We start from the raw sequence: 24898 nt of genomic DNA, 5'->3' as shown, positions 1-24898 counted from the left end.
TCGATCTTATCTCTCTTCCGCACATCAAGCACAGGCGTATTCTTCCCGCAACTCACCCGAGAAGCAGCAGAGGAAGAGCAATGACGAAGGTGCTGGTGCTGTACTACTCGTCCTACGGCCACATCGAGACCATGGCCCAAGCCGTTGCCGACGGTGTGCGGGACGCTGGAGCCATCGCCGTGATCAAGCGCGTGCCGGAACTCGTCCCGGGTCACGTCGCCGAGAGGGCCGGGTACAAGCGCGATCAGCCGGCCGAGATCGCGACCGTTGCGGAGCTGCCCGACTACGACGCGATCATCGTCGGCACGCCCACGCGCTTCGGGAACATGGCCTCGCAAATGAAGAACTTCCTCGACCAGTGCGGAGGCCTGTGGTTCGAGAACAAGCTCGTAGGCAAGGTCGGCAGTGTCTTCACCTCCACCGGCAGCCAGCATGGGGGCCAGGAAAGCACGATCCTGTCTGTCCATACCGTTCTGTTCCATCTCGGCATGGTGGTGGTCGGACTGCCGTACACCTTCAAGGGCCAGAGCCGGATGGACGAGATCACCGGCGGCTCGCCCTACGGCGCCTCGACACTGGCCGATGACGGCAACGGCGGGGATCGCCAGCCCAGCGCCAACGAACTGGAAGGGGCAAGCTTTCAGGGCTACCACGTGGCCGAGATCGCTCGCGCCCTGGCCGCAGCCCGGCTGAAGGAGGCGGCCTGATGGCCACCGCAGCTTACGCCCGAACCCTGCACCACACCCACTGGGGTGTCGTTGGCGTCGTGGTGGGGGCTGGCATTGTCACTGCCCTGCAGGTTGGCAAGGCGGCCATCGCCACGCCAATGCTGCAGTCGGATATGGGTCTTGATCTCGCGGCGGCCGGCTGGCTGACGGGGATCTTCGCCGTTCTTGGGCTTGTCGGCGGTATTCCCGCTGGAGCGCTGGTCACCGCCGCCGGTGACCGTCGGATGCTGATCCTCGGCCTTGGGGCAATCGTTCTGGGCACCGTCATCGGCGCGACGGCGCCAGGGTTCCCCGTGCTCCTAGCCTCGCGGGTCCTGGAAGGCTTCGGCTTTCTTCTGGTCACCGTCGCCGGCCCTGCCATCCTCCACCGGGTGGTGCAATCCGGGCAGCGCGATCTCGCCTTTGCCCTGTGGAGTTGTTTCATGCCGGCCGGCGTGGCGCTTGCCATGGTCGCTGGACCGCTGTTCAGCGACTGGCGCATGCTCTGGTGGGGCAATGCTGGTCTGGCGGCAGCAGCCATCGTGGCAGGGCTGGCGATCGTCCCGGCTGCAACCGCACGCGTGTCAGTCTCGTGGAGGAGCGCGGCGTCCGATAGCCTGCGCGTGCTGACAAGCAGGGAGCCCATTCTCCTGGCGGCGTGTTTTGCCTCCTACAGCCTGATGTTCTTCGCCCTGTTCAGCTTTCTCCCGGTGCTGCTGATGGAGCAGATGGCGATCGCACATGGTACCGCCGGGCTGCTCAGTTCCGTTGCCACCGGCGCGAACATCATCGGCAACCTCGCGGCGGGCTACCTGCTGGCGCGCGGCATCAGTCGCCCTGCGCTCCTCGCTGGGGCGTACCTGATCATGGGCCTCGTCAGCCCGGGGATTTTCCTGCCGTTCTTTGCTGACACGCCCACGTTCCTGCTGTGCGTCCTGTTCTCCGGCATTGGCGGTATGATCCCGGCCACCCTGATCTCGTCAGCGCCGCTGCTTGCATGGTCCCCGGCGCTCGCCCCAGTGGTCATCGGCCTGGTGATGCAGGGCAGCAATCTGGGTCAGGTAATCGGTCCTGTCGCAGTCGGCGGTGCAACCGAAGCCTACAGCTGGGTGGCGGCCGCTGGGATCGTCCTGATTGCAGGCGTGATTGCCGCCATCACCGCGCTCGCCATCGACTTCAGCGACCGCCGAAGCCGCTGACGGTGAGGATGAGGAGAAAATCCATGGAGTACATGTTCGATCATCTCTATGCGGTTGGAACGGAGACACTGAGCTTTGCTCCAACCTTCCAGGGCCGAGCCTTTCTGCTGCGGCGACGAGACGGCAATCTCCTGATCTACAGCTCCGGACGGCTGAAAGAGGAGGCTGACACCCTTCTGAGCCAGGGCGGAGTCATGCGCCAGTACCTCAATCACCGGCACCAGGCGATGACATCCTGCAACTGGGTCTCGGATCGTTTCGCGGCCCGCCTGTTCGTGCCAAAGCTGGAGGAACCTGCAATTGCCGCAATCTGCCATGTCGGTGGCACGTTCGAACAGCGCGAGTTCCATTTTCCTGATTTCGAGGTGATCCCGACGCCGGGGCATACGGAGGGCTCAACCTGCTTCCTCGGGGATGACGGGCAACGGCGCTATCTGTTCACCGGCGACACCATCTATCTCAAGGATGGGGAGTGGGTTGCGGCCGTACTCAGGGTGAGCGATCGAGCGGCCTACCTCCAGTCGCTCGCTCTGATCAGCCAACTGGAATTCGATGTTATTGTCCCCAGTATGGCGCGTGGACCCGCCTACCAGGTGAGGGATCGCGCAGAGATCCGCAGACGCGTTGCTGCGATTGCCGAGCGTCTCGAGCGGGGAGAAGCAGCCTGAGGGTGTTCTTGGCTCGTTCTCATCCGAAGCCAAAAAAGTCACGCACCTTGTCACACCGGTCGTCTGGATCTCGTCTCAGGGCCTTAGTCGCGTTCATCATTTTTGATTTTTTGGAGAATGGAATGATGCTTGCCCGTGCTCAGCAGAAGCTTGGCTTTCGCACCCTTGAGCTCTGTCCGGACCTGATCGAACAACGGATTATTTGTGCCTATATCGGCCTTCTGTTCACACCGCAGGTTGGCGGGTGCCGGGTCACCACAGTGGGTTGGCTGGGCGCTCGTGAGGTGCGTCTGACCGAGACAACCCGGCATGATGCCCCTGCCGGGACGCCGCCCTTCTGGTTGGAGATCTATTGCCATGCCAGTGGCAGGATTCTCGATAGCTGCGGCTGCTTTGAATTCGACGACGATGAGCTCGAGTCAATCGTGACGCTTGTGATGGACGTCGGGCGCGACTCCCGAGAGGGCCTTCACTAACTTGGGTTGGCAACAGAACGCGGAGACAGGAGCAAATGGAGCAATTTGTCGTCATTTCCGGCTGTTCGGGCGGGGGAAAGTCCACATTGCTCGCCGAACTCTGCAGGCGCGGCCACTCCATTGTAGAGGAACCAGGCCGGCGGATCGTCAAGCAAGAGTTGCAAGACGGCGGATTGGCGCTTCCCTGGATTGACGCGGCTGCATTCGCGCGTCGTGCCATTGCTGTGGCCCTTGAGGACCGAGCATCAGCAGCCGCTCTAAGTGGGTGGGTGTTCTTCGACAGGGGCTTGGTTGATGCTGCCGCGGCGCTCCAGCACCTGACGGGTGAACCGGCTCTGGCCGCACTCGCTCAGGAGCACCGCTATCACCGAATGGTCTTTCTGACGCCGCCTTGGCCCGAGATCTACAGAAATGATCCGGAGCGGCGTCACGGTATTGAGGATGCGGAAGCGGAGTATTTTCGCCTGTCGAAAGCCTATCTGGCGCTTGGTTACGAAGTCTCCGTCCTCCCCACGGTCAGTGTTTCGGAACGTGCCGATCTTATCGAGCGGGCTTTGCTCGGCTCCGAATCCTTGAGAAACCTTGAGGCTTCGCATTGAGGGGCACTATGCGTGTGGCGATCCAGACCCTCGGAACGAGAGGCGACGTCCAACCCTACATCGCACTGGCCCTCGGGCTGATTGAGCGCGGGCACGAGGTGCAGATCGCGGCTCCTGTCCAGTTTGAGGCGATGATCACCGGGCACGACATCGCGTTTGCACCGCTTCCCGGCGAGTTCCTGGCGCTGATCGATACGCCTGAAGGCAAAGCCGCACTCGCGGGCAGCCAGGGCTTTGGCGCCGGGCTCAAGCTACTCAAGCATGTGCGTCCGTTGATGCGGTCCCTGCTGGACGCGGAATGGGCGGCTGTCAGGGCTTTCGCGCCGGATGTCATCGTCGGCCATCCCAAGTCGCTTGCAGCACCCCACATGGCCGAAGCGCTTGGATGTTCCTACTTCCTGGCATCCCCGTTGCCGGGGTTTACGCCGACCGCGACCTTTCCGTCCCCGATGTTGCCGTTCGCGTCCTTGGGGCCGCTTAACCGGGCCAGCCATACCCTGGTCATCCGGGGATCGGAGTTGCTGTTCGGGAAGTTGGTCGGCGCGTGGCGGGAGCAGGTGCTCGACCTGGCTCGCCGCCGCTCCTCTGCCAGATCGCGGTCAGGTACGCTCTATGCCTACAGCCCGCAGGTTGTCCCGGTCCCCCCTGATTGGGGTAACGACGTCCTCGTTAGTGGGTACTGGTTCCTCGACGGAGAGGAATGGCAGCCCTCCGCGGCCCTTGCAGCCTTCCTTGAGGCGGGCGAGCCGCCAGTCTATGTTGGCTTCGGCAGTATGCCTGGCCTTGATCCGCAAGGCATTACGGCGACCGTCGTCGAGGCATTGGCAAAGACCGGCAAGCGCGGGTTGCTGGCGACCGGCGGCGGTGCGCTTGGAGCGGAAAGCACGCCTGACAACGTCCATGTCATAGCGGGAGCCCCGCACGATCGGCTGTTCCCTCGGGTCGCGGCGACCATCCATCACGGCGGCGCGGGAACAACCGCGGCCTCGTTGCGTGCGAGCAAGCCTACCGCGGTTTGTTCGTTCTTCGGTGACCAGCCATTCTGGGGCAGGCGCGTCGCGGAACTCGGCGTTGGGCCGGCACCCCTCGATCGGAATTCCCTGACAGTCGACGCTCTGGCCGCGGCTATCATGGCGACGGATGACCCGATCATGTGCAGTCGAGCAGCGGCCTTGGGTGCTGCGATCAGGAATGAGGACGGCGTCGCGACCGCCGTGGGGTTCATCGAGCGCAGGGCCGCCGGAAAACTGCCAAGCCAGGAGGTTGTTTGATGTTTCTCAGACTGCTGACGCTTGCCCTGACAGCTGTGGTCCTGGTGCCCAGCGGGGCGCACTTGTTCGAGATGCCCGGTAAGATCGGACTTGATCGCGAGGCGTATTTTACAGTCCAGGCAATCTATGCCGGCTGGGCCTGGTTCGCCATTCCGATCATCGCAGCGATTGTCTTCAATGGAGCACTGTTCGTGGCGGAGCACAGGCGAAATCGTGCTTCAGCGCGAGCGGCGCTGATCTCGGCCATGCTGATAGTCGCAAGCCTCGGCGTCTTCTTTGTCTGGGTTTTCCCGGCCAACCAAGCAACAGCGAATTGGACGCAGGTGCCGGACAACTGGCAGGAACTTCGGCGTCATTGGGAGTATGGCCATGCCGTTAACGCATTGCTCGTCTTCGCGGCGCTACTTGCGACTTGCCGCGCAATCATTGGACAATCCCTAAGTAAATGAGACATGGCACAGCAAATGAGACTAACTCAGCGCAGCACCTGTCGGCGGCATAGCAGGGCAATGCACAGTCGCTGTCAGGCGCCTACCTCGGAGCCACATGGATCAATTCTGTGCCCCTAAGCCCGCTGATGTACATCAGCGGGCATGGGCCTCACGCAGGACCACACACTTCAGGAGAACTCATGTTTGACCACGTCAAGTTCGGAGTCAGAGACTTTGCCGCGAGCAAAGCGTTCTACCTCAAGGCCCTCGAACCGCTTGGTGTAGCTGTCATCGCGGAGAGGCCGTTGGGTATCGAGTTTAGCCCAAAAGGTAAGGCTTCATTGTGCCTGTACCAAACGGAGGAGAAACCGGCGCATCTTCACTTGGCATTCACGGCCGAGACTCGTCAGCAGGTCGATGCGTTCTATCAGGCCGCTCTGGAGGCGGGTGGCAAAGACAATGGCGGGCCTGGTGTGCGCCCGCACTACCACGCCAATTACTATGCCGCCTTCGCCATTGACCCGGACGGGCACAACATCGAGATGGTTTGCCACGAACCCGACGCGTAGCCCTTCCTCTCACTACAGACTGCACGAGTGAGGTGCCTCTTGTGACGACTGAAACATCAGAAACCATCTACAGGCAGCTTGTGTCCGCCCCGGCAAATAGGGCAATCAATGACTGATAAAATCCGCATCGGCATTAACGGGTTCGGCCGCATTGGCCGGACCGTTCTACGGGCCGCGATGGGGCGCGATGACATCGAGATCGTCGCGGTCAACGACCTGCTGCCAACCGATCATCTCGCTTACCTCCTCAAATACGACAGCGTGCATGGCGGCTTCAGGGGCAGCGTATTCCCCGCGGAGGACGCGCTTAATATCAGTGGCGTCAAGGTCAGGGCCTTCAGCGAACAGGAACCGAGTGCGATCGGTTGGGACGAGGTGGGTGTCGATTTGGTTATCGAGTCAACTGGCCGCTTCCTGACAAAGGAGGTGGCGCTAGAACACCTCGCTGCTGGCGCTGGTCAGGTACTGCTCTCGGCACCGCCGGAGGACGACACACCAGTTTTCGTGATGGGTGTCAACGCGACCGACTATGCCGGTGAAAGTATTGTTTCAAACGCCTCGTGCACGACTAATTGTGTCGCGCCGCTGGCCAAAGCGTTGAACGATGCCTTCGGCCTTGAAGAAGCGCTGATGCTGACAGTTCACGCGACGACTTCGAGTCAGAACACGGTCGATGGTGTGGCGCGAAAGGATTGGCGTTTCGGGCGTGGCATCCTCGATAATATCATTCCGGCTACGACCGGTGCGGCGCGCATGGTCGGCAAGGTGGTTCCCGAACTGAATGGACGGATCAACGGCATGGCGGTTCGCGTGCCGGTGTCCGACGTATCGATGATAGATCTCACATGCCGGCTGCGTACCAAACCATCCTACGCCGAGATCTGCGAGGCCATTCGGGAGGCAGCAGCGGGTGCGTATCAGGGCATTCTCGCCTATTGCGACGAGCCCATCGTATCGACCGACATGCGCGGTAATCCGCATTCGTCGATCTTCGACGCGCTCGCCGGCATGCAGACGGAGGGCGGGTTGACCAAGCTCATTGCCTGGTACGACAACGAATGGGGCTATGCCGCCCGGTGTTTGGATCTGGCGGCTCATATCGCACGCATGGGACAGAACCGCGACAGGCGAAGCCACTGATGGTTTTGTTCGGTTCTGTCCCAAACTCGAAGCACAGGCGTTTTTCCAGTGCCGGTTTACGGCCTGGTAGAGGCTGATTTGGCAGAAGCCGGCGAGCGCCAGTTCACCGATATAGACAAGTATAAAACGAGTGCCCGACAGATCCCCCGGGATTGCCTGTCACAATCACGTATCTCGCTTCGTCGAAGTGGATGATCCTAAGCGTCCCAAGTCCTTCGACCGTCGATTGTGGACTGCTTGAGAGGCCTTCTTCAACACCTCAACCATGATTGGCAGACATGACCACCCTCGTCCTTCGATACTTTGCTTTGCGCTGGCGCCAGATCCGGTTCTTCAAGCACCGCGAACACCGCCGGAGTTGTGTTCATAACCTCAATGTACATCTGCGTCGCGACATCGGAATCGATCACGCTCACAAGGAGTGATCAAAGCTTCCCTGATGCCAAGTCAACCAAGATGAGGAGCCCACATGCTTGCACCCAGTTCAAGAACTCAGGGAGGTCACATCCTCTGACATCGGCCGTGATCTCCCACCAGGCGGGTGTTCGGCACTTTGATGTCTGACCAACATCCCCGCCGAACAGTCGAGATAGTGCCTTGTTTGGATGTCGTGGGGCACCGCAATTTGATGTCGAAACATGTCACAATGGGCAGATCGGCCTCGTCCAGATCGCGGAACCCCAACCATAGGAACGTGACATGACCCCGAGACTGAACCCGATGACGACTGCCCCCAAGCTCATGCAGGCCATGCTGGAGCTTGAGCATAAGGTGAGCGGCAGCGGGCTGGAAAAGAGCCTGATGGGCCTCGTGAAGGTCCGCGCCTCCCAGATCAACGGCTGCGCCTTCTGTATCAACATGCATGCGAAGGAGGCGCGGGCCCATGGCGAGAGCGAGGAGCGGATCTACCTCCTGAATGCGTGGCGTGAGGCGCCCTGCTACTCCGAGCGCGAGCGGGCGGCGCTGGCCTGGACCGAGGCCCTGACGCTGCTGCCGGAGACACATGCGCCGGATGCTGATTACGAGGCGATGAAGGCCCAGTTCAGCGAGGAGGAGCAGGTCAAGCTGACGCTGCTGATTGCCACCATCAACTCCTGGAACCGGATTGTCGTCGGCTTCCGCACCGTGCCAGAGGTTGGAGGCTCACCCCATGGCCACCGGTGAGGAACTCCGGATCTTCGAGGAATCCCGGCCGCGGCTGCTGCGGATCGCCTATCTCATGCTCGGCTCCCTCGCCGAAGCCGAGGACGTGGTCCAGGATGCCTGGCTGCGCTGGAGCAAGGCGGACCGAGAAGACGTGCACAACCCGATGGCGTTCCTCAGCCGTACGGTGACCCGCCTGTGCCTGGACCGCATGAAGTCGGCCCGGGCCCGGCGTGAGAGCTATGTCGGCTCGTGGCTACCCGAGCCCCTGATCGAACTGACCGGCCCGGGTGAGGACGAACCGGAGGACATCACCTTGACTCTGATGATGGCATTGGAGCGGCTCTCGCCGCTCGAGCGGGCTGCCTTTCTCCTGCACGACGTCTTCGACATGCCATTCGAGGAGGTCAGCAAAGCGATCGGGCGCGAGGCAGCGGCCTGCCGGCAGCTGGCATCCCGCGCCCGAGCCCATGTGCGGTCCCAACGTCCCCGCTATCCGGTGAGCGACGAGGAGGGGGAGGCGATCGCCCGTGCCTTCTTCATGGCGTCTGCCAGTGGCGATGTTGGTCAGCTCCAGGCGCTGCTGGCTGAGAACGTCGTGGCCTACTCCGATGGCGGCGGCAAGAGAAAGACCCACACCAATCCGGTCTATGGACGCGATAGGGTTGTGCGAATGCTCGCCGGCTTGGCTTCCAAGTTCGGAGCACTGACGCCGCGCTGGGTCTGGTCGGTGCGGATCGACGGCCTGCCCGGTTACATCGCCTATGATCACTGGGGCAATCTTCAGACCATGGCGCTGGTGATCGAGAACGGCAGGATCATCGCCTACTACACCGTACGAAACCCTGACAAGCTGACGCACGTCGAGCGGTTGATCGATAAGCCGAACGAAGCGCGCCTGCGTTGACGCGCACTCGGTATTGCAATCGCCACGTATTGAGGCATGGCGAACGGCGGAGTTGCTCCCTGGCAAGTCCGGCCTCAGTCAATCGATCATGGATACCGGTGGAGCACCGGGTTCGAGGACCAGTATGGCAAGCACCTCGAGGGCATCCGTGCGGCTCCTGTTAGTCATGGCCTTGGTGGCTCCTGCCGGCACCTGTACGATCGTTCCCCTGCCTAGGTCCGATGCCTTGCCGTCGATGTCGATCTGCCCCGAGCCCGCCAGGACATAGATGATCTCCAGTCCGGGATGCCGATGCCTGGGCTCCGTCCTGCCGGGCGCAACGACAGCGTGGACGATCGATAGTGACTTCGAGCCCTCAATTAGGGCCTGGAGTTGCGGCTCGACTCTGACGGCATCACTGGCACCCACCGGTTTTGCAGGCCGGCTCTCGTGACTACCTCCCGAGGAGGAGGTGGACAGAGAGACGAGAACGGAAAGTAAGAAGACAGGGAGTGACAACATGCGCCGCGGCCCTGGAGATTGGGAGCTGACCATGATCGACCGTCCTTTGTGTTATCGTGGGCAAGGACGAAGCGTGCCGGCCATTCGTGACATGCGCTTGTACATTCTACGATCGTTAACCGACCTCTCCCCGTCTTCGACAGAAAGCGCCAGTGGTGAGAGGTTTGAGCATCGGCCGGGCTGCGTTGCGCGGACCGACCTAGGCAGGTGTCAGCCGATCTAGCTTCGCCATCGATTATATTGCTCCCCGTCTGGGTCTCGCGGGAGCCGGGCAGAGCGGCATGACCGACGCTCGGCTCCCGATCTTGTTAGGTTTGCAAACGGCTTCGATGCCGCAACGACCCCAATGCGATCAGGACGATGATGGCCATAACCGAAGAGAAGGTCGCAAGCGGCCATGCCGTGTCACCTTGCAACCAAACCACGGCCACAGTTCCGCCGATGCTCACGATGAGGCTCTGCACGCAGAAATGAAGCGCCACCGCCGACCCGGCGATGTCTCCGAACTTTTCAAGCGCGCCGTTCGCCGTCACCGACCCGGTGAAGATAATGCCGATCGCCATGACCCACATGGGGACGATGAACGTCCAAAAGGATGGGGGCCCGAACACCTCCCCCAGGCTTAGGAGCACTGCGCCCAGGAGCAGCATCCCCATGCCTCTCGAGAGACTGCCGGCGTTCCTCCACCGGCTAACGAAACGCTTGGTGAAGCGCGTCGTGATGATCATCACGACCGCTGCCGTGGCAAAGACAAAGCTGAACCCCAGCTCGGAGTATCCAGCCCTGTCGATGAGGACACGAGGGGCAGTCGAGAAGAACACGAAGAATGTCCCCATAGCGGCACTGAACCCGAGCGTGTAGGTCCAGAACGCAAGGCTGCGGAGGATCGGCAGGACCGAGCGCCGTGACATGACGGTTGTCCTCGGCCGAGTTTCGTGCCATCGCGACAGCGCGTGCATGCCCGCGAGAACGGCAAGAACACCCAGCGTGACGAAGATCGAACGCCAGCCGAACCTGTCCGCGAGCAGCGCCCCGGCAATTGGTCCTAACGCAGGCACGAAGGACAGCATGGAACTGAACAGGCTGTAGATGACCACACTTTCCGGACGATGGGCATAGACGTCGCGGACGGTCGCAAAGGTGGCCACCATGACTGCTGAGGCCCCCACCGCCTGCAGGAAGCGAAGGGCAACAAAGGGAACGGCGGTCGAGGATGCAGCTAGGCAGAATGATGCCGCCGCAAACAGGATCGCGCCTCCGATCAGAACGGGCCGCCGCCCGACGCGGTCGGAGAGCGGTCCGAAGATGATCTGGCCGAGGCCGAGCATCACCATATAGAGGCTCAGCGTGAGCTGGACGGTGGCCGGACTTGTGCCGAGAATGCCCGGCATGGCGGGAACGATGGGAAGGTAGATATCCATCGCCAGGGAGGCGAGGATGTCAAAGGGCACCATCTGCAGGAGCGCTGTCGGCAACGAGTAGGCCCACAGGGAGGGCTTTGAAGACATAGTAAGGCATCCGCTCAAATGAGAATCATTCGGCGGCGATCTGCCTGTCAGCATGGGCTGGGATCGGTTCGACAGACGCCGCAACAACAAGGAAAGCGTTGTTGCGGCTTACTTGTCTGACGAGGGCTGGGCTCCCATGCCACGGCTCCAAAGCTATACGAGGTGAGAAGACGGCCCGTTAATTACCATGTTGGTCTGGAGCAGACAATCCTATCCAGATATTCCAGACGAATGGGGACATCGTCGGGTTAAGTGGCTGTTATCGGCATCAATATACGCGCCATCGCGAAGCTGTATGCTGGTGTATTACACCCGTGTTCAGAAAACTTAATGTCTGACTCAGATTCAGATCATCTGCTTCCGTTCAAACTCTGCAACGCCGCTGGGAAGGTTTGAGTCAGACTTCCGTGCAAGATGAGTCTATCTTTTCCGCAATTGAGTCAACCTTATAGGTACTCAGACAGGACAACAACTGTCCATTAACCGGACAACGCCCGCGAGTGCGTTCTGCTGGATTAACTCGCGGCAGGGTTCCACCACGTCGCCCATGAAGAGCCGGAATGGCGGTACCTAACGAATGCTCAATCGGCCGGGTAGGGAACCTGGTTCGAATTTCCCGTTCAGATGACTGCAGGAACGGGGAGGGGGCTCACCACATCGGTGACGGATTAGGGCGCTAAGCCAAAACCATAAGGCTCGGCTAGGAGCACTGTCGCGTTAACCTTGGCAGTGTAGCGAGGGATGGCTAATTGAGGTGCCATCCTGTTGTCTCTGTTTAAGCGCCATCGCTTTCCAGCCGAGATCATCCTGTTATGCGTGCGCTGGTACTGCAAGTACAGCATCAGCTATCGCGATCTGGCCGAGATGATGCAGGAGCGTGGTGTCGAGGTCGACCCGTCTACGATCTTTCGCTGGGTCCAGCACTCTGCGCCAGAGATCGAGAAGCGGGTCCGCTAATATCAGGGAGTCCGTTCCGGATCGTAGCGTGTGGACGAGACATACGTGCGGGTTAGCGGGCGCTGGAAGTATCTGTTCAGAGCGGTCGACAAGCACGGGCAGTTGATCGACTTCATACTGTCGGATCGCCGCAATTCCCGAGCCGCTTATCGCTCCTTGCGCAAAGCCCTCAACATGATGGGCAATTATCCTCGATCACGACCGACAGACTAGCCTCGTATCCGAAGGACATCCGACGCTTACAAAGCGAAGGGCTGCTGTCGGAAAATGTCGAGCACCGGACCTCGAGATATCTGAACAATGTCATCGGGGCAGATCATGGCGCCCTCAAGCGCGTGATCCGCCCAGCCCGTGGGTTCCAGAGGATGAAGACAGCCTCCGCGACCCTGAGAGGGTTTGAGGTCATGCGCATGATCCGTCGTGGTCACTGCGGCCTGCCTCAGCCCGGTGTGACAGGCCAAATCCGCCTGGTGAACCAGCTCTTCGGTCTTGCCGCCTGAGCAATCCATTCCGGCTGGGTCCGTCGTGCCGTTTCAAGTTAATGCAACGGAGCCAGACAACTCGCCCCTGGACCGGCGAGGCGCCGTTTCTCGGGCACGAGATCAAGCAGGCTTGAGAATGGCGCCGGCGCTGCCGGCGTCTATCTGGTTTAGCCTAGGTCATCCCACGGCACCGTGAACGTCGGGCCGCTGCCATCGGATGACTGGGTGACGCTCACATGCTCGACCCCAGTGGCTTGCGTGTCTTCGCGCGCCAACCCGTAGTCGTAATGCGGCGAGATAAAGACCTTCTCACCAGCCGACGCGATTTTCTCGCCGTTGATGATCCGGTTGTTGAGAAGGAAATACTTCGGTGGAGGTGGCGGTGGCGGAGCCTCCCAGCCTTCCGGCAACGGGAACGGAACTTGGGCAAATTCTGTCAAGTCGGAATCTTGTTCTTTTTTCAAGGTCATTTCGTAACTCGATGTTGATTTCAGGTTATACAACAAGGTCCTTACCCCTAATAAGCTTATCACTGAGCTAACGCCATCAGAAAGGAGGCACTAGCTTTCGGATCAGGTCGCCCTCCCAATGCCCGAAGCTGGCGCGCCAATCTCAGGCGGCGCTGCTTGATTGTGTTCTCAAGCATAATTGTGAGGCCCCGCGGGTTGCAGGCGTACCAGGTTCGTCGGCGGTGGCGGGCTATCAGCAGATGCCAGAACACCCCGAGCGCCTTGCCGTGCGGGCTGTAGACGAGCGCGTAGATCATCTCATGCGTGAAGTTGCCCAAGCTCTCAGGCTCGATCTGCAGCCGTCCGACAATCGGCTTCCAGCGCCAAGCGCACCTAGGGGCAAGTCGACCAAGTTTTTGACATGACCGAACGACCCATAGGTGTTCGCATAAGCAAAATGTTACAGGAAGCCGGCTGCCGGCCTGGAGGGGGGCCGCACAGAACTGTGCCGATGTTAAAGGAGCACAGATGAGTCAAGAATCACCATTGATCAGGATTGCGTTGATCTCCGATCTTCACCTTGATGAGCGCAATGACCCGCCGCTGCTCGGGACCCCGCCTGGGATGTTCCAGGTCCATGGCAGCCTCTCGCTCCCTCGTGAGCTCGATGCCGATGTCATGGTGATCGCTGGCGATATGCATCCCGATCCTGAGATCCGCATTCAGGTGCTGGAAAGAATTGAGGATGAACTCGGCTTGCCCATCATCCACGTCAACGGAAACCACGATTACTACGGCGGCTCATTCCCGAAGGACCTGGGTGATCTGGTCACGATGGGCGGGATCCGGTTCGCCGTGGCAACGCTCTGGACCTTTCTGGATGATGTCGGGCGGCGTGAGGCTGCCCGCTTCCCGGCCCTCGTTAAGATCCAGGGCGTGACCGTCGGCAGGTGGAACGACCTGCACCTGGCGCAGCTCACGTTTCTCGAGCAGGCCAAGGCCGACGTGATTGTCTCGCATCACGCTCCCTTTCCTGGATCGATCCACCCTGACTTCCAGGAGGATGCTCAGAACGCATTCTTCGTGAACAACCTCGATCCGGAGCGCTTTCCCAAGACCCGGCTCTGGATCCATGGTCACGTTCGACTATCTGCTGCCGACCGGCGATCATGAGATGCGGGTTGTCTGCAACCCTCTGGGCTACCCGATGACCCGGGCCCGGCGACGGGTCGGGATCAAGGTGGTCGAGATCCCGACTTGAGGCAAGCCGAACCAATGGGCCTCGGGAAGCTGTGGTCTGAGGCTCGCGCGCCCGCACATTGTTCGACGATCAGCCTCACGTCTGTCGACGTCCTCCTGTCAGGCGCAGCGATCCGTCAGCGCTGGTGACCTTCGGCTGGTCAAGATTGAGGTTTCCGAGCTTCCAAGATTGGAGGACAACACAGGTGCTCCCAACCGCCTTAGGCTTTACGCCCCCCTCAGCCACACGCTCAATCGTGAGCGCCTTGCCGCTCCAGTCCAGCAGCAGACGGTCGTTCGGGCCGAAGCCAGCCTGGTCCCACAGATCCCGCGGCAGGCGGATGGAGGTGTAGAACCGGTCCGAACGCTTCGCGTCGGGGATCGACTTGATCACAAGGGGTCCGGAGCCAGTCTGACGAACTTGGTCCTTAGTCTCCGTCGAACGCTGACCCGCTCTCGAGCGCGCTTTCGCCTTGGACGCCTTCCGAGGTTCTGGCTCTGAGCTGAGCTCTGGATCCTGCTGTTCGACCGGTTCAGCCTCTGGCGTAAGCGGCTCTTCTGCCTTGGAGGGCTCTCGCTCAGGAGGGGAGGCGCTCGGGATGGACTGGATCGCGCTGACAACATCCCGAAGGCCGCCGGAGATCCCGTCAGCCGATTGAACCATCAGGGGTGTGAGCCGCGCGATGGCCTCCAGCTGCTGACCGCCGAGAGCCACCAGCTTGCCCATCTGCTCCGCCATGAGTTCCATGGTCGAGCGAAGGTCCTTCAGTTCTGCGGCCATTCCCGTCAAGGCCTGTTCCACCTCGCGTGACAGGGCAGGGGCTGATCCGGTCTGCGGGGGCGCCTCCGGAGCGGAGGAGCGAGGGGACTGCACGGGCTTGGGACGGAAGACCTCGGCAGCGAGCGCTTCAGGCTTGCCCAGGTGGCGGGCCAGGATGTCAGCGGTGTCCCGGGATCGCTTGTCCGCTGGGGCGCTCACGCCACCTGAAGGCTTGGCCGCCTCTGGCGACCTTTGGGAGCCTGCGTCATTGGACAGCCGAGGCTGCTGAACCGCTCGGGGTTTTGCCAGGCAGGACGGACACAGATCATAGGCCCGGTCGCGGCCGAGAAGCCAGCCGCGCTCCTTGAAGTAGCCTTTGACGAACTCATCACCAGCAGGCTTGCTGGCCTCGTAGGTGTCTGTCTTGGGGCACCCGGAACACCGGGCGGTGAAACGGTACTTGGACGGGGCGCCACCGGTACGGGTGATCTGCGGCTCGAACTGACGTGCGATGCCGGGCATGTGTCTTGTCCTATGCTAATCGTAACGAGCTTTCCGGCGGAGAATGGGTCTCACGCCCGGGTGTCAACCTCTGACAGGAAAGCGACTGAGAGAATGCAGGAGCACATAATACCTCGCCGGAGATTTTCCAAGCGGAAGCGACTGTTTGTTTGAAGTGATGTTTTTACCGAGTCCTGCTAGCTACAGGCCGTCCAAACCTATTGAAGCAGCGTGTCCCGAGGCAAGGCGATAGATTGATGATCCAGGAGGACGAGCCTGCCGAGGACAGGACTGTTGATCGCGTGTTCGTCGCATTCGAAGGGGGAGGCGCAAAAGGCCTTGTCCATATCGGTGCACTGAAGGCGCTTGACAAGGAATATGGAGCCAACATCTGCGGGCTCGCAGGAACCTCAGCAGGCGCCATCATTGCAGCCTTGCGAGCGACCGGAATGCATGCCGATGATATGGCTGATCCCGTCCGTGGCACAACACTGCTGCCGTTGCTTGGTCCGAAATTCCGAGCGGCAACCGACATTTTCGGCCGGGGAGGATGGGCGCGGATTGCTGCTCTACGTTCTGCTGCAATAGCCTTCTCCGGTCGCCGCCGGGTTGCATCAGTTGGCTTGCTGCTTCTCGCCCTGTTTGGCTCTTTGTGTGTCGCCCATGATTACGGCCGATGGGCTGTCGCACTCGCAGTGGCTTTTTGGATTAGTGTCGGTGTGACCGGAGGCCTCTGGCTGCTCAGTGGTCTGTCGAGTGTGCATATCTTTCGGGACGCCTTGCGGAAGCTGTTGCAGGAGCGCCTTTTTCCCACTGAACCGGGACGGGATGTTCTCTTCTCCGATTTCGGCGTTGATGGCCGGCCAACCCTGAAGATTGTCGCCACCGACCTGAATGCACGTCAGCTCAGGCTGTTCTCACCCGAGCAAACACCCGATACCCTGGTTGCCGATGCTGTGGCGGCCTCGATTTGCCTCCCTGTGATCTTCCGCCCCTTCGAATTCGGATCGTCGGTGTTTCTGGACGGTGGCCTCGTGTCCAATCTGCCAGCGTGGCCCTTCGACGAGGAGCGTGCGCTCGATCCCGACGCGTTGACGATAGCCGTCGAAATCATCGATACCACCTCGAACGCTCCGGTTTCCCCGACAGGATGGCTTGGAGCTGCCGTGAAAACGGCGATCTTCGGTTCCTCCGTTTTGAACAAACGGGCGGTCGGCCGGCTCGAAGTGGTCCCGATGGAAACCCAGCTGAAGGTGTTGGACTTCGATATCGGAGCGGATGCCGCGCTAAGGGCAGTCGCGGAGGCTACCAATTATGCCCGAGCCCGCATTGTGCAGCGGCTTCTGGAGGGGCCAGGTGTTCTGCGAGAGGCCACCCGGGATGTGTATGAACTCACCCGTGCCGTACTGGAAGAGCAGCGAAGCATCTTCGTCTCGGGTACTTTGACGGGCCGTATACGGATCGCTCTCGCCATCAAAGAGGCCGGGTTGTACCGCTCCCTCAGGCTCCGGCATGGGATCGGCTACAAGGAGCATACCGATGAGGCGATGCTCGTACCGATGGAAGGCTCGCTTACTGGCCGAACCTGGTTGGGACGAGAGCCCATCTTTACAGAAATCGTCCAGGTGGCCGGGTTGCTTTACGATGCGGAGGGTACGGAAATCCTTCCAGGTCCGGCGAACCGCCAGCGCCCCGCCTGATCTGGCCGGAACTCGCATGGTCGCTGTGCGTTCCGGTGTTCACGGCCGGGCAGGATGAGCCCGCCTTTATCGTTGTCGTGGAGGGCGAGGAGCGCCTGGCCGCAGAGGCCCCGGACCTGGAGAGCGTCATCAACTTGCTCTCTGAGGGAATTAACACCATATTTGAAGAGCCGCTTAAGCGGTTAGCAAGGCTTGGTTATTCATGGGCGTGAAAATCCTTCGTGGCGCAGCCGCCACCAGATCCGCAGGCTCAACTGGCCAGCGCAATACGCTCGACCCGAGCTTCGTTGAACGGGTGCGGGCGAAAGCGGCTGCAAGCAGCCGGGCGCTCACGGCCAAGGCTCAGCGGATTGTTGAGGAGCATGACCGCAATCTGGCCCGGATTACGGATCCGAAGCTGAAGGCGAGTGCTCTGAAGCGGTAAGGGCGCCCCCCAGATATCTTTATAATATAACATTTCGCATAAGGAGACTTTTGACAAGAAGTCTGCTGATGGCTGACAGCGTGACCCCTCGCACTCGCTGTGGCCGACGTGCAACAAAGCCCTCGGTTGCCTCGATACGTAGATGGTCCTGGCAAACGGCTATCGCGTGAGAGCCTCGATCTCGACATCGGTCAGCCGGCGCTCATATCCGTCGGGCATCATCACACACAAGCAACCCGCACCGTCCGTGAAGTACACAGGATTTCCTGCTTTTTGATGCTCGATGACTGCTGCAGCGATAGCTTCTCGAACCGCGCTCCTGAGTTGTTCGGACCATTCACGTCCTCCGTACTCAAGATCCTGAGGCTCGGCGATCATCGCTTCCTCCGCGACATCTGCCCGGACTTCACCAGAGTTGCACTTGGCCACGGTGACAGCCTGCGGGTCCGGCGCTGCAATGGATTAGCTTCTGCAAAAGCTACAGCCGCGTCCAGATGGTGCTCGTTGATGGTCGGATACGACGCCAGAATGCGATCCCGTGGGATTCCCTCCTGAACCGATGCCGCCAAGTCGTAGACTGGGACGCGTGTGCCCTTGATAACCGGGATGCCACCCAGGATCTCGGGATCGGTCGTGACAAGGTCGCGTGCCAGATTCGCAAGCCTTCTCTGATTCATGCATAGACGCCGGATTGTACGGCCTCCAGATAGGCTAAGACCTGGTCTGCCTTACCCTCATGGACGAGGTCAGAAGCTGTCTTTCCACCCCAGCCCGGAATCGGCTGATGCTTGAACCAGGTCGCAGCCCGCTGCTCGCTGCCGGTTATTTCTTCAGCTAGCGTGAGAATCCGGAGCGTCGCATCATCCATCATGAGCCGTCCAACCGAGATTTACAGCGGCCAGAATATGCCAAAGCCAACGCCGAGACCATCCCCATGGCCGATAGAATCGGGATCGGTATGTCCCCTGGGTAAAATTCTCATTGGGTGGTCAACGGCTGTCCAAGTGCTTCAGTGTCTCCAAGAGCCGCGTGCCAACCTCTATGGCTTGCTCTGCTGCGTCTGGATCAACATCGAGGCCGTGTGAGGCCTGGTTCATCGCCTGCAATGCGACTTCAAACTCACCCACGCCTTCCAGGGCGATGCCATTCCGCTCCACCTCCTGGAGCATGGGACCGGTCCCCAAACTGCCCGTGCTTCGGCCGCGTGCTTGCAACAGCAAGCGCAACTCGCGCTCGATCTCAATCCGGAGCTTCGCAGCCGACATCAGGGGGAGCTCGCGGGCCAACTCCTCGGCAGTCGGCAGGTTCCCTTGAAGCTGACTCGGAAGCGAGGGGGAGAGCCGATACTCAGCGACACCCATTGGTTTGGCGGAGTCACGCAAGGCATACTCCACCACCACCGCATTCTTTCCCTTGCAGAGGATGATCCCAATGCTCGGTCCGTCAGTTTCGTGGCGAAGCTGATCATCGACGGCTGAGAGATAGAAGTTCATCTTGCCGGCGAACTCCGGCTTGAACTCCTCGATCTTGAGCTCGAGAACAACAAAACAGCGCAGGCGCAGATGATAGAAAAGCAGATCGAGGTAGTAGTCCTGGCCACCCACCTCGAGCGGATATTGGCTGCCGACGAACGCAAAGCCTTTGCCCAGTTCAAGAATGAGGGAACGGAGATGGTCCAGGAGGCTGCGCTCGAGTTTCCGCTCCGACATGTCTGGATTTAGTTTATTCCGCCGTCAACAGTGCCTGGCCGAGGGCTGGTAATGGCATCACCTCAATGTCATCCTTTAGAGGAAAAGACTCGGTTCCCGGATAGACGACGATGCGGCGTTCAGGTTTGAGGTCCTCACAGGCGTGATGGAAACCCTTCTCGACCTTTGGTGCCAGACTACGCTTGATCTCAATGGCCCACGAGCGACGACCAGGCAAGGTGAGGAGTAAGTCAATTTCCGCGCCTGCGGACGTTCGGTAGAAGTTTGCCTGCGTGTCGGAGGGAGCGGCGGCGATCAGGGATTCGATGACAAATCCCTCCCAACTAGCTCCGGCCACAGGGTGGCCCAGCACATCATCCTGCGTTGCAAGCCCGAGCAGGGTATGGGTGATGCCGCTGTCTCGGACATAGATGCGCGGGGACCTCACGAGGCGTTTGCCCACGTTGGCATGCCATGGCTCCAAGCGCCGCACGAGCAGCAGGTCGACCAACAGATCGAGGTAGGAGGCTACGGTCTTTCCGTCCACGCCCAGTGCACGGGCGAATTCGGCGGCATTGAGGAGCCCGGATTGGTGGTGCGCCAGCATGGTCCAGAAGCGACGCAAGGTCTCGGCGGGAATACGAGGCCCCAGCAGGGGGATGTCGCGTTCCAGGTAGGTTCGGATGAAGTCCTGTCGCCATCGTTGGCTGATACGATCACTGGTGGCCAAGTAGCTGTCCGGGAAGCCACCACGCACCCACAACCTGTTCAAGTCAGGGGCCGGAACCTCCAATCCATCGATCGGGTGCATTTCGAGATAGGCGATCCGCCCGGCCAAGCTTTCGCCGGATTGCTTCAGGAGATCGAGTGACGCGGATCCGAGCAGCAGGAAGCGGCCCGCCCTTCGCCCCTTGCGGCGCCCGCGGTCGATCAGACCGCGTAAGTTCTGAAACAGGCCGGGAAACCGCTGGACCTCATCCAGAATGACAAGCTTGTCTTCATGTTCGGCCAGATAGAGCTCTGGTTCTGACAGCTTGGCGCGATCAGCATCGGCCTCCAGATCAAGATAGATCGAAGGACGCTGCTCACCGATGCTATGGGCCAGAGTCGTTTTGCCGACCTGCCGCGGGCCCAGGAGGGCGACAGCTGGATAGCTGTCGAGCAATTCGTCCAGTTCGGTGGTAATTCGACGTTCGATCATCCTTGCATTTATGGAATAGAACTCCACAAATGCAAGGTCAATCTGCTATCGAGGCTTCGGTGTCTAGCATCTGGTAGCTGTTTCTGCCCTCATGGGTATATTCCATGTTCAATCTGAATAAGGAGCCGGAGGACTGGATCGATCTTGCCTTGGGAGATTAGGTCCAAAGGAGTAGCCTGCAGCACCTGGTTAGGCCGTACCAGCCATAGCACGCCCAGATTACCGAAGACCTCGTGGGTTCTCCCAATCACGGTGGCGATCTCCGGCCCGGCTCCTTTGAGTGACATGAGTTGCTTAATCTTTTCTTCGAGATGGGCGATCGCCTGGTCGACCATGGGATTGACCTTCTCCGCCGTGTAGGGGGTGAACGCTTGGTCTCCATCGTCAGTTATCTGCGTCATGAAGGGCGCGCCTCTGTCCGTCAGCTGGAAACCAGAATAATCCGATTTGATCGGTGTGGTCAGCAGCAACGTTCGTTATTATCTTATTAACCATCCCGGGCGGAAGATAGCCGGAGCTGCAAGGCAGGCGGGGAGTGCGCGGATGTACCGCCTCCTCGCCTTTTGGCTTTTGGCAGCGTTGTCACCTCAAGGAGCCAAGCGTGAACGCGATCCTGAAAGAGCGCATTGGAGAACGGGTAAGCGCTCTCAAGATCTCGTGGCGCAGGGCCTCCCTGGAAGCAGGCTTTGAGGCGGGGTTCATCCAGGACATCATTACGGGTCGTTCGCAGCATCCAGGAGAAGATGCCTTGGCGAGCCTTGCTTCCGTGCTCAAGTGCAGCCCGGCCTATCTTGCGGGCCAAAGCGATGATCTCGCTGGAGCATCAACAACGCGCGGTACCATGGTATCGGCTTCAGACCCTGTACAGCGGCCTGATGCGGTGATGGCGCTTAGGATTGTCGACGAACTCTTGGCCGGAGGGCACGTTGAGGCGGCTCGCGTTGCTGTCAGGCGTGCCCTCAAAGCCATTGCTGTCGAATAGGAGACCCAGCCTGAGTTGTCCCAGGCGATATAGGGGAATGAGCCGGTGTCTTACCGGCTGTCCATCGGCTGGCTACACTCTCGTGATGGAGAGCAGGAGCGAACCATGCAGTTTAGCGTTGGCGATATCGTGCATCTGATTGCTTATCCCTCTCATCGAATGACCGTTGTTGAGGTCGATGGCTGCGAGATCACCTGCAGATGGTTTGAAGGAGCTGCAGTCAAAGAAGGCATATTTCCGTTGCACATCATCGCAAAGGAGTTTCAGACTCAGACGCCTACCGTTCCTGCTTAGGGACAATTCACGACCCTCATCTCCGATAGCGCCAGGAGTGACCAAGCCTTGGCCTGAGAGCGTGCTTACTTGCCAGCCGCTTTCTTCGAAGGTGTACGGCGCTTCGGCTTTGCCGCCTCAGCCGGTGCCGCGACTTTCTCATCCGGGGAGGCTGCTTTCGCGGCATTCTTCCTCCGCATCTGGCCGAGGCCGCTGCTCCTGGCGAGCTCGGATCGCTTGGCAGCATAGCTGGGTGCAACCATCGGGTAATCGGCCGGGAGACCCCACTTTGCACGGTACTCCTCGGCTGTCAGCCCGAGCTTGCCGAGGTGGCGCTTGAGTGTCTTGTACTGCTTGCCGTCCTCGAGACTGATCAGGAAGTCGGGCGTGATAGACTTCTTGATCGAAATGCGTGGCTCTGGCTTCTCAGGTTCTGCCTGCTTCGGAGCAGCGAGACCTTGCAGGGCAGCGTGCACGGATGCAATCACGTTAGGCAAATCGCCCCGATGAACCGAGTTGTTCGCAACGTAAGACGAAACGATGTCGGCGGTGATGCTGGCGAAATCTAGCGGCTGTTCGGGCTGATCCATAACTCATCCAATACTCGGTAAGGTAATGCGCGATCAGTTAGCCGATTACATTGCGGCGTCAAGCCGCCCGGGCAGGTGCGGGAGCAAACCAGCCGAGGGATTTTGCCGAGAGGACGCTCTATGCCAAGCTATGATTGCCTGGCGCAGTGGTCCATCTGCTCCACCGGTCAACGTTTGGATCTGGGTTGCTGCCTTTTTGTTGGGAAACTGGCAGAGGAAGCGCTTGGATGTGAAGCTTCGTTCTGGATGAAGTAGGTATTGATCAGAGCCACAATCTTTCGGCCCAGCGCCTGGTCATTTTCATGGCTGCCTGTGTCGAGGATCTCGAGCCGGATCTCGAAATCAGGGTCACAAATGAGAATGGCCGAATCCTGCTCGTCACTGTCTCCCGGGCTGTCCAGGAACCAGCCCTCATCCGGATTAGGGTCTTCTACCTCAAGACCTGCATTGAGGCTCTCGACAACATACTTGGCCAGACGATCGTTGATCCTCGTGCCATCATCCTCGCCGAAGATGATCCGGGGCTCGCCTCTGGGATCCCGAATGACGTGCTGTCGATCTCGTCCGGGACGGGCGATGAAGAGGGTCCAGTGTGACGATGGGCTCATGCGCTATTCTTTATCGCAAACTTCGTTGAAGACCTGAGCAAAGCTGTGTTTCTGCGTCAAGCATCGACCCGGCACAGTTACTTCAGACACTGATTTCGCACCCTTTCACACAACCAAGCTCCAGAAAGAGCTTTTGCGGCCATGGTGAGCTTTGAGGCGCCTCACGTAGGCGTCATGAGCCTCGAACCTGCCGAAATCCTCAATCCGGTCAGCAAGGTTCTCGCACTCCTCAAGGTGACGAGCAGCGTGCTGGTACCGCTTGGTCCGGTTCCGCTCCAAGGCAAAGTCAATCAAAGCCCGGCGGAGAATGGTGGCGGCAAGAGGATGTTTTGCCTCCAGTGCAGCCGCGGCCGGCGCCAGGATTTCGTAGAAGTCACCGTTGAGTTCGTCCGCACGGGCAAGCACCAGATGCGCGGCTTGGTCCAGCGCCGGCCAAGTCACCAGAAAACCTAAGGCATGGTGCATGCTCGGGTGGCTCAGGGCATGAGCGATGGCCCGCTCCTCAGCCTCAAGATCCTCAAAATCGGGCAGGCGCTTGAGATAGGTGCGCAGGTGCTCCGGGTTGAGCGAGCGCTCAAAGCAGGCCCATCGGAACGCCTGCGCCTCATCGGCGCGCCCGAGGGCCTCAAGAACCGCAAGCCGCGTCTGCTCCCATTCAACGGGAATCCAGCCAGGTCTGTCCTGATCGACGGCGTTGATGGCGGCCCACGCTTCTTCCATGCGGCCTGCAGCCAAGAGCCGTTGCGCGATCTCCACAGCAACACTGGGAACGCCTCGTGCCTTCTCACTTTGCTGTGCAATAAAGGCGTCCACATCGCCCTGCGCATCCGCAATCGCTTCCAGTGCTAGTCGAACAATGCTGCTGCGATGCCGTTCAGCCAAGTCATCGGCGTACAAAGGACCACCCGTACCCCAGCCGACGACCTTCCGGTCTTCAGCACGAGGCTTCTGCCGCGGCTCCTGTGACAGGTTGAGAATGAGTTGCTTGAGGTGGTCGAGGCCTGTCGCGCCGAGGACCGGGGTCAGGGCCTTAATCAGGCCGTCGTACTGTCCATACTCGTTCTCAATCAAAGCACGGTAAGCCTGCTCAGCTAGCACGATAGGGGCCGCATTCGCCGCTATGGCAATGTCACCAAGATCACGGCAGCCAACACGAAAAACTGCGATCACGCTGCCACTGCTGTCATCACAGCGGTTGAAGATCGAATTGGCCAGCGCCATGAAGCGCCAGAGAAGGTCCAGTGCTTCACCTGCATCGACTTTGGCGACCTGAGCAATGGCCTGTCTCTGGGTCTCGAGATCCGCGACAAGAGCCTTGCGCTGGTGCCAATCGACGAAGGACCGGGAGCGGGCAATGGAGGTGAGGCGCTTGCGGATCTCCTGCGCCATATCGGCAGGGCTGGCGGCGCCGGCCAGTTCCAAGCGTAGGCGGCGCTGGGCTGCTGCATTGCCCCGGCTGATCTCGATCAACAGCTCAGCTAAGCGCTCGGCTCCAAGTGCCTCGAGGTTCTTTGCGTTCAGTGTCTTGCGTGAGGCCATGTCGCATCCAGGTGCGTTCAGGGCTCTCATGTATGGGTCAGACGGATCATGATCAATCAGTGGTGGTTTAATCCGGAGAAGGGGGCCCGAGTGGCCGTTATCAGGCTATTATAACATTTCGCATAAGATACGTTTTGACAAGAAGTCTGTAACCAGTGCCGTGCCATGCTCCTCCCAACCAAGAGGATCGCATGCGAACCAATCAGCGCCTGGCGCAGCTGTGGCTCGATGCACTCGCCACAGAGCTGGGTGCCGCAGCCGGTACCATCAACACCTACACCGATGATCTCAATTGCTATCTCACCTGGCTGAGCGAGAAAAGCCTCGGATTGGACGATGTTGGGCTTGAGCAGGTCCGTGACTACATCGCCGGTCTCGATCAACGC

Annotated in this window: 30 protein-coding genes and 2 pseudogenes; 19 read left to right on the top strand and 13 right to left on the bottom strand. The window is 60.0% G+C overall.

What is annotated here, in order from left to right:
• The first annotated feature begins 80 nt into the window (after nt 1-80).
• The 11 genes from wrbA (at nt 81) to JQC81_RS21340 (ending at nt 9110) form a co-directional block, all read left to right on the top strand.
• Complete coding sequence (gene wrbA, locus JQC81_RS21390; protein ID WP_203273786.1) at nt 81-707, top strand: NAD(P)H:quinone oxidoreductase; 627 nt, start codon at nt 81-83, stop codon at nt 705-707.
• Nucleotides 707-1906 carry an MFS transporter gene (locus JQC81_RS21385; RefSeq protein WP_203273785.1) on the top strand — a complete coding sequence of 400 codons (1200 nt, stop codon included), beginning with the start codon at nt 707-709 and terminating at the stop codon, nt 1904-1906. Before wrbA ends, JQC81_RS21385 begins: the two co-directional genes overlap by 1 nt.
• A gap of 23 nt (nt 1907-1929) precedes the next feature.
• On the top strand, nt 1930-2574 hold the full coding sequence (locus tag JQC81_RS21380) for an MBL fold metallo-hydrolase (RefSeq protein ID WP_203273784.1): 645 nt from the start codon (nt 1930-1932) through the stop codon (nt 2572-2574).
• Nucleotides 2575-2696: 122 nt separating this feature from the next.
• Nucleotides 2697-3050 carry a hypothetical protein gene (locus JQC81_RS21375; RefSeq protein ID WP_203273783.1) on the top strand — a complete coding sequence of 118 codons (354 nt, stop codon included), beginning with the start codon at nt 2697-2699 and terminating at the stop codon, nt 3048-3050.
• Nucleotides 3051-3085: 35 nt separating this feature from the next.
• The gene (locus JQC81_RS21370; protein WP_203273782.1) at nt 3086-3649 is read left to right on the top strand and encodes an AAA family ATPase; all 564 of its coding nucleotides are present in this window, start codon (nt 3086-3088) and stop codon (nt 3647-3649) included.
• Between the two features lie 8 nt (nt 3650-3657).
• The gene (locus tag JQC81_RS21365; RefSeq protein WP_203273781.1) at nt 3658-4920 is read left to right on the top strand and encodes a glycosyltransferase; all 1263 of its coding nucleotides are present in this window, start codon (nt 3658-3660) and stop codon (nt 4918-4920) included.
• Nucleotides 4920-5369 (top strand): DUF1772 domain-containing protein, encoded by a 450-nt coding sequence (locus tag JQC81_RS21360; RefSeq protein WP_203273780.1) that lies wholly within the window; start codon nt 4920-4922, stop codon nt 5367-5369. The genes JQC81_RS21365 and JQC81_RS21360 overlap by 1 nt, the downstream gene beginning before the upstream one ends.
• 182 nt (nt 5370-5551) lie before the next feature.
• On the top strand, nt 5552-5920 hold the full coding sequence (locus JQC81_RS21355; protein ID WP_203273779.1) for a VOC family protein: 369 nt from the start codon (nt 5552-5554) through the stop codon (nt 5918-5920).
• 108 nt (nt 5921-6028) lie between these two features.
• On the top strand, nt 6029-7060 hold the full coding sequence (gene gap / locus JQC81_RS21350) for a type I glyceraldehyde-3-phosphate dehydrogenase (RefSeq protein WP_203273778.1): 1032 nt from the start codon (nt 6029-6031) through the stop codon (nt 7058-7060).
• A gap of 699 nt (nt 7061-7759) precedes the next feature.
• Nucleotides 7760-8224, top strand: a complete 465-nt coding sequence (locus JQC81_RS21345; protein ID WP_203273777.1) for a carboxymuconolactone decarboxylase family protein — start codon at nt 7760-7762, stop codon at nt 8222-8224.
• Complete coding sequence (locus tag JQC81_RS21340) at nt 8211-9110, top strand: sigma-70 family RNA polymerase sigma factor (RefSeq protein WP_203273776.1); 900 nt, start codon at nt 8211-8213, stop codon at nt 9108-9110. The genes JQC81_RS21345 and JQC81_RS21340 overlap by 14 nt, the downstream gene beginning before the upstream one ends.
• A gap of 78 nt (nt 9111-9188) precedes the next feature.
• Here the strand turns inward: JQC81_RS21340 and JQC81_RS21335 are convergent, their stop codons facing one another.
• Together JQC81_RS21335 and cml are read right to left on the bottom strand one after the other, a co-directional pair.
• Nucleotides 9189-9518 carry a cupin domain-containing protein gene (locus tag JQC81_RS21335; protein WP_203273775.1) on the bottom strand — a complete coding sequence of 110 codons (330 nt, stop codon included), beginning with the start codon at nt 9516-9518 and terminating at the stop codon, nt 9189-9191.
• A 401-nt stretch (nt 9519-9919) separates the two neighbouring features.
• The gene (gene cml / locus JQC81_RS21330; protein WP_203273774.1) at nt 9920-11119 is read right to left on the bottom strand and encodes a CmlA/FloR family chloramphenicol efflux MFS transporter; all 1200 of its coding nucleotides are present in this window, start codon (nt 11117-11119) and stop codon (nt 9920-9922) included.
• A 765-nt stretch (nt 11120-11884) separates the two neighbouring features.
• On the opposite strand from cml, the pseudogene JQC81_RS21325 reads away from it, so the two are divergent.
• Nucleotides 11885-12576, top strand: a pseudogene (locus tag JQC81_RS21325) (IS6 family transposase).
• A gap of 149 nt (nt 12577-12725) precedes the next feature.
• Here JQC81_RS21325 and JQC81_RS21320 read toward each other — a convergent pair.
• Entirely contained in the window at nt 12726-13028 is a 303-nt protein-coding gene (locus JQC81_RS21320) for a hypothetical protein (protein WP_203273773.1), read from the bottom strand.
• A 59-nt stretch (nt 13029-13087) separates the two neighbouring features.
• A complete protein-coding gene (locus tag JQC81_RS21315) occupies nt 13088-13345 on the bottom strand; it encodes a hypothetical protein (RefSeq protein WP_203273772.1) in 258 nt (85 codons plus the stop codon).
• Between the two features lie 190 nt (nt 13346-13535).
• Here JQC81_RS21315 and JQC81_RS21310 point away from each other — a divergent pair, with 190 nt between their 5' ends.
• Complete coding sequence (locus JQC81_RS21310) at nt 13536-14180, top strand: metallophosphoesterase (protein WP_203273771.1); 645 nt, start codon at nt 13536-13538, stop codon at nt 14178-14180.
• A 163-nt stretch (nt 14181-14343) separates the two neighbouring features.
• On the opposite strand, the gene JQC81_RS21305 is transcribed toward JQC81_RS21310, so the two are convergent.
• Entirely contained in the window at nt 14344-15528 is a 1185-nt protein-coding gene (locus JQC81_RS21305) for a hypothetical protein (RefSeq protein ID WP_203273770.1), read from the bottom strand.
• Between the two features lie 236 nt (nt 15529-15764).
• Here JQC81_RS21305 and JQC81_RS21300 point away from each other — a divergent pair, with 236 nt between their 5' ends.
• Together JQC81_RS21300 and JQC81_RS21295 are read left to right on the top strand one after the other, a co-directional pair.
• Nucleotides 15765-17207, top strand: a complete 1443-nt coding sequence (locus tag JQC81_RS21300; RefSeq protein WP_203273769.1) for a patatin-like phospholipase family protein — start codon at nt 15765-15767, stop codon at nt 17205-17207.
• A 202-nt stretch (nt 17208-17409) separates the two neighbouring features.
• Entirely contained in the window at nt 17410-17631 is a 222-nt protein-coding gene (locus JQC81_RS21295) for a hypothetical protein (protein ID WP_203273768.1), read from the top strand.
• A gap of 159 nt (nt 17632-17790) precedes the next feature.
• Here the strand turns inward: JQC81_RS21295 and JQC81_RS21290 are convergent, their stop codons facing one another.
• The 6 genes and pseudogenes from JQC81_RS21290 to JQC81_RS21265 form a co-directional block, all read right to left on the bottom strand.
• Nucleotides 17791-18009: a hypothetical protein gene (locus JQC81_RS21290; RefSeq protein ID WP_203273767.1), complete on the bottom strand. Its 219-nt coding sequence runs from the start codon at nt 18007-18009 to the stop codon at nt 17791-17793.
• The gene (locus tag JQC81_RS34420) at nt 18006-18308 is read right to left on the bottom strand and encodes a DUF433 domain-containing protein (RefSeq protein WP_203273766.1); all 303 of its coding nucleotides are present in this window, start codon (nt 18306-18308) and stop codon (nt 18006-18008) included. The genes JQC81_RS21290 and JQC81_RS34420 overlap by 4 nt, the downstream gene beginning before the upstream one ends.
• Nucleotides 18305-18484, bottom strand: a pseudogene (locus JQC81_RS21280) (MbcA/ParS/Xre antitoxin family protein); the annotation flags it as partial. The gene JQC81_RS34420 and the pseudogene JQC81_RS21280, both read right to left, overlap by 4 nt.
• Nucleotides 18485-18620: 136 nt before the next feature.
• A complete protein-coding gene (locus JQC81_RS21275) occupies nt 18621-19340 on the bottom strand; it encodes a DUF1016 domain-containing protein (protein WP_203273765.1) in 720 nt (239 codons plus the stop codon).
• Nucleotides 19341-19353: 13 nt separating this feature from the next.
• Entirely contained in the window at nt 19354-20520 is a 1167-nt protein-coding gene (locus JQC81_RS21270) for an ATP-binding protein (RefSeq protein ID WP_203273764.1), read from the bottom strand.
• A gap of 89 nt (nt 20521-20609) precedes the next feature.
• Nucleotides 20610-20990 (bottom strand): antitoxin Xre/MbcA/ParS toxin-binding domain-containing protein, encoded by a 381-nt coding sequence (locus JQC81_RS21265; RefSeq protein WP_203273763.1) that lies wholly within the window; start codon nt 20988-20990, stop codon nt 20610-20612.
• 131 nt (nt 20991-21121) lie between these two features.
• On the opposite strand from JQC81_RS21265, the gene JQC81_RS21260 reads away from it, so the two are divergent.
• Nucleotides 21122-21502 (top strand): hypothetical protein, encoded by a 381-nt coding sequence (locus JQC81_RS21260; RefSeq protein WP_203273762.1) that lies wholly within the window; start codon nt 21122-21124, stop codon nt 21500-21502.
• A gap of 105 nt (nt 21503-21607) precedes the next feature.
• The gene (locus JQC81_RS21255; protein ID WP_203273761.1) at nt 21608-21796 is read left to right on the top strand and encodes a YodC family protein; all 189 of its coding nucleotides are present in this window, start codon (nt 21608-21610) and stop codon (nt 21794-21796) included.
• Nucleotides 21797-21861: 65 nt separating this feature from the next.
• On the opposite strand, the gene JQC81_RS21250 is transcribed toward JQC81_RS21255, so the two are convergent.
• Entirely contained in the window at nt 21862-22365 is a 504-nt protein-coding gene (locus JQC81_RS21250; RefSeq protein ID WP_203273760.1) for a Ros/MucR family transcriptional regulator, read from the bottom strand.
• 302 nt (nt 22366-22667) lie between these two features.
• Here JQC81_RS21250 and JQC81_RS21245 point away from each other — a divergent pair, with 302 nt between their 5' ends.
• On the top strand, nt 22668-22961 hold the full coding sequence (locus JQC81_RS21245; protein WP_203273759.1) for a hypothetical protein: 294 nt from the start codon (nt 22668-22670) through the stop codon (nt 22959-22961).
• Between the two features lie 117 nt (nt 22962-23078).
• Here the strand turns inward: JQC81_RS21245 and JQC81_RS21240 are convergent, their stop codons facing one another.
• Nucleotides 23079-24512, bottom strand: coding sequence for a DUF6880 family protein (locus JQC81_RS21240; RefSeq protein WP_203273758.1), 1434 nt, complete (start codon nt 24510-24512; stop codon nt 23079-23081).
• A gap of 191 nt (nt 24513-24703) precedes the next feature.
• Between JQC81_RS21240 and JQC81_RS21235 the strand changes: the two genes are divergently transcribed.
• On the top strand, nt 24704-24898 hold a 195-nt coding region (locus JQC81_RS21235), incomplete at its 3' end, for a site-specific integrase (RefSeq protein ID WP_203273757.1).

The sequence above is a fragment of the Microvirga arabica genome (assembly GCF_016811235.1).
GTDB lineage: Bacteria > Pseudomonadota > Alphaproteobacteria > Rhizobiales > Beijerinckiaceae > Microvirga > Microvirga arabica.
The sequence above is the reverse complement of the archived record's forward strand: the minus strand, read 5'-3'. Positions and strand labels throughout refer to the sequence as shown.

Bases quoted from the DNA above. Each gene is read 5' to 3' on its own strand.
- wrbA (WP_203273786.1), top strand. From the start codon at position 81: ATGACGAAGGTGCTGGTGCTGTACTACTCGTCCTACGGCCACATCGAG.
- JQC81_RS21385 (WP_203273785.1), top strand. From the start codon at position 707: ATGGCCACCGCAGCTTACGCCCGAACCCTGCACCACACCCACTGGGGT.
- JQC81_RS21380 (WP_203273784.1), top strand. From the start codon at position 1,930: ATGGAGTACATGTTCGATCATCTCTATGCGGTTGGAACGGAGACACTG.
- JQC81_RS21375 (WP_203273783.1), top strand. From the start codon at position 2,697: ATGATGCTTGCCCGTGCTCAGCAGAAGCTTGGCTTTCGCACCCTTGAG.
- JQC81_RS21370 (WP_203273782.1), top strand. From the start codon at position 3,086: ATGGAGCAATTTGTCGTCATTTCCGGCTGTTCGGGCGGGGGAAAGTCC.
- JQC81_RS21365 (WP_203273781.1), top strand. From the start codon at position 3,658: ATGCGTGTGGCGATCCAGACCCTCGGAACGAGAGGCGACGTCCAACCC.
- JQC81_RS21360 (WP_203273780.1), top strand. From the start codon at position 4,920: ATGTTTCTCAGACTGCTGACGCTTGCCCTGACAGCTGTGGTCCTGGTG.
- JQC81_RS21355 (WP_203273779.1), top strand. From the start codon at position 5,552: ATGTTTGACCACGTCAAGTTCGGAGTCAGAGACTTTGCCGCGAGCAAA.
- gap (WP_203273778.1), top strand. From the start codon at position 6,029: ATGACTGATAAAATCCGCATCGGCATTAACGGGTTCGGCCGCATTGGC.
- JQC81_RS21345 (WP_203273777.1), top strand. From the start codon at position 7,760: ATGACCCCGAGACTGAACCCGATGACGACTGCCCCCAAGCTCATGCAG.
- JQC81_RS21340 (WP_203273776.1), top strand. From the start codon at position 8,211: ATGGCCACCGGTGAGGAACTCCGGATCTTCGAGGAATCCCGGCCGCGG.
- cml (WP_203273774.1), bottom strand. From the start codon at position 11,119: ATGTCTTCAAAGCCCTCCCTGTGGGCCTACTCGTTGCCGACAGCGCTC.
- JQC81_RS21320 (WP_203273773.1), bottom strand. From the start codon at position 13,028: ATGACCTTGAAAAAAGAACAAGATTCCGACTTGACAGAATTTGCCCAA.
- JQC81_RS21310 (WP_203273771.1), top strand. From the start codon at position 13,536: ATGAGTCAAGAATCACCATTGATCAGGATTGCGTTGATCTCCGATCTT.
- JQC81_RS21305 (WP_203273770.1), bottom strand. From the start codon at position 15,528: ATGCCCGGCATCGCACGTCAGTTCGAGCCGCAGATCACCCGTACCGGT.
- JQC81_RS21300 (WP_203273769.1), top strand. From the start codon at position 15,765: ATGATCCAGGAGGACGAGCCTGCCGAGGACAGGACTGTTGATCGCGTG.
- JQC81_RS21295 (WP_203273768.1), top strand. From the start codon at position 17,410: ATGGGCGTGAAAATCCTTCGTGGCGCAGCCGCCACCAGATCCGCAGGC.
- JQC81_RS21290 (WP_203273767.1), bottom strand. From the start codon at position 18,009: ATGATCGCCGAGCCTCAGGATCTTGAGTACGGAGGACGTGAATGGTCC.
- JQC81_RS34420 (WP_203273766.1), bottom strand. From the start codon at position 18,308: ATGAATCAGAGAAGGCTTGCGAATCTGGCACGCGACCTTGTCACGACC.
- JQC81_RS21275 (WP_203273765.1), bottom strand. From the start codon at position 19,340: ATGTCGGAGCGGAAACTCGAGCGCAGCCTCCTGGACCATCTCCGTTCC.
- JQC81_RS21270 (WP_203273764.1), bottom strand. From the start codon at position 20,520: ATGATCGAACGTCGAATTACCACCGAACTGGACGAATTGCTCGACAGC.
- JQC81_RS21255 (WP_203273761.1), top strand. From the start codon at position 21,608: ATGCAGTTTAGCGTTGGCGATATCGTGCATCTGATTGCTTATCCCTCT.
- JQC81_RS21250 (WP_203273760.1), bottom strand. From the start codon at position 22,365: ATGGATCAGCCCGAACAGCCGCTAGATTTCGCCAGCATCACCGCCGAC.
- JQC81_RS21245 (WP_203273759.1), top strand. From the start codon at position 22,668: ATGGCTGCCTGTGTCGAGGATCTCGAGCCGGATCTCGAAATCAGGGTC.
- JQC81_RS21240 (WP_203273758.1), bottom strand. From the start codon at position 24,512: ATGGCCTCACGCAAGACACTGAACGCAAAGAACCTCGAGGCACTTGGA.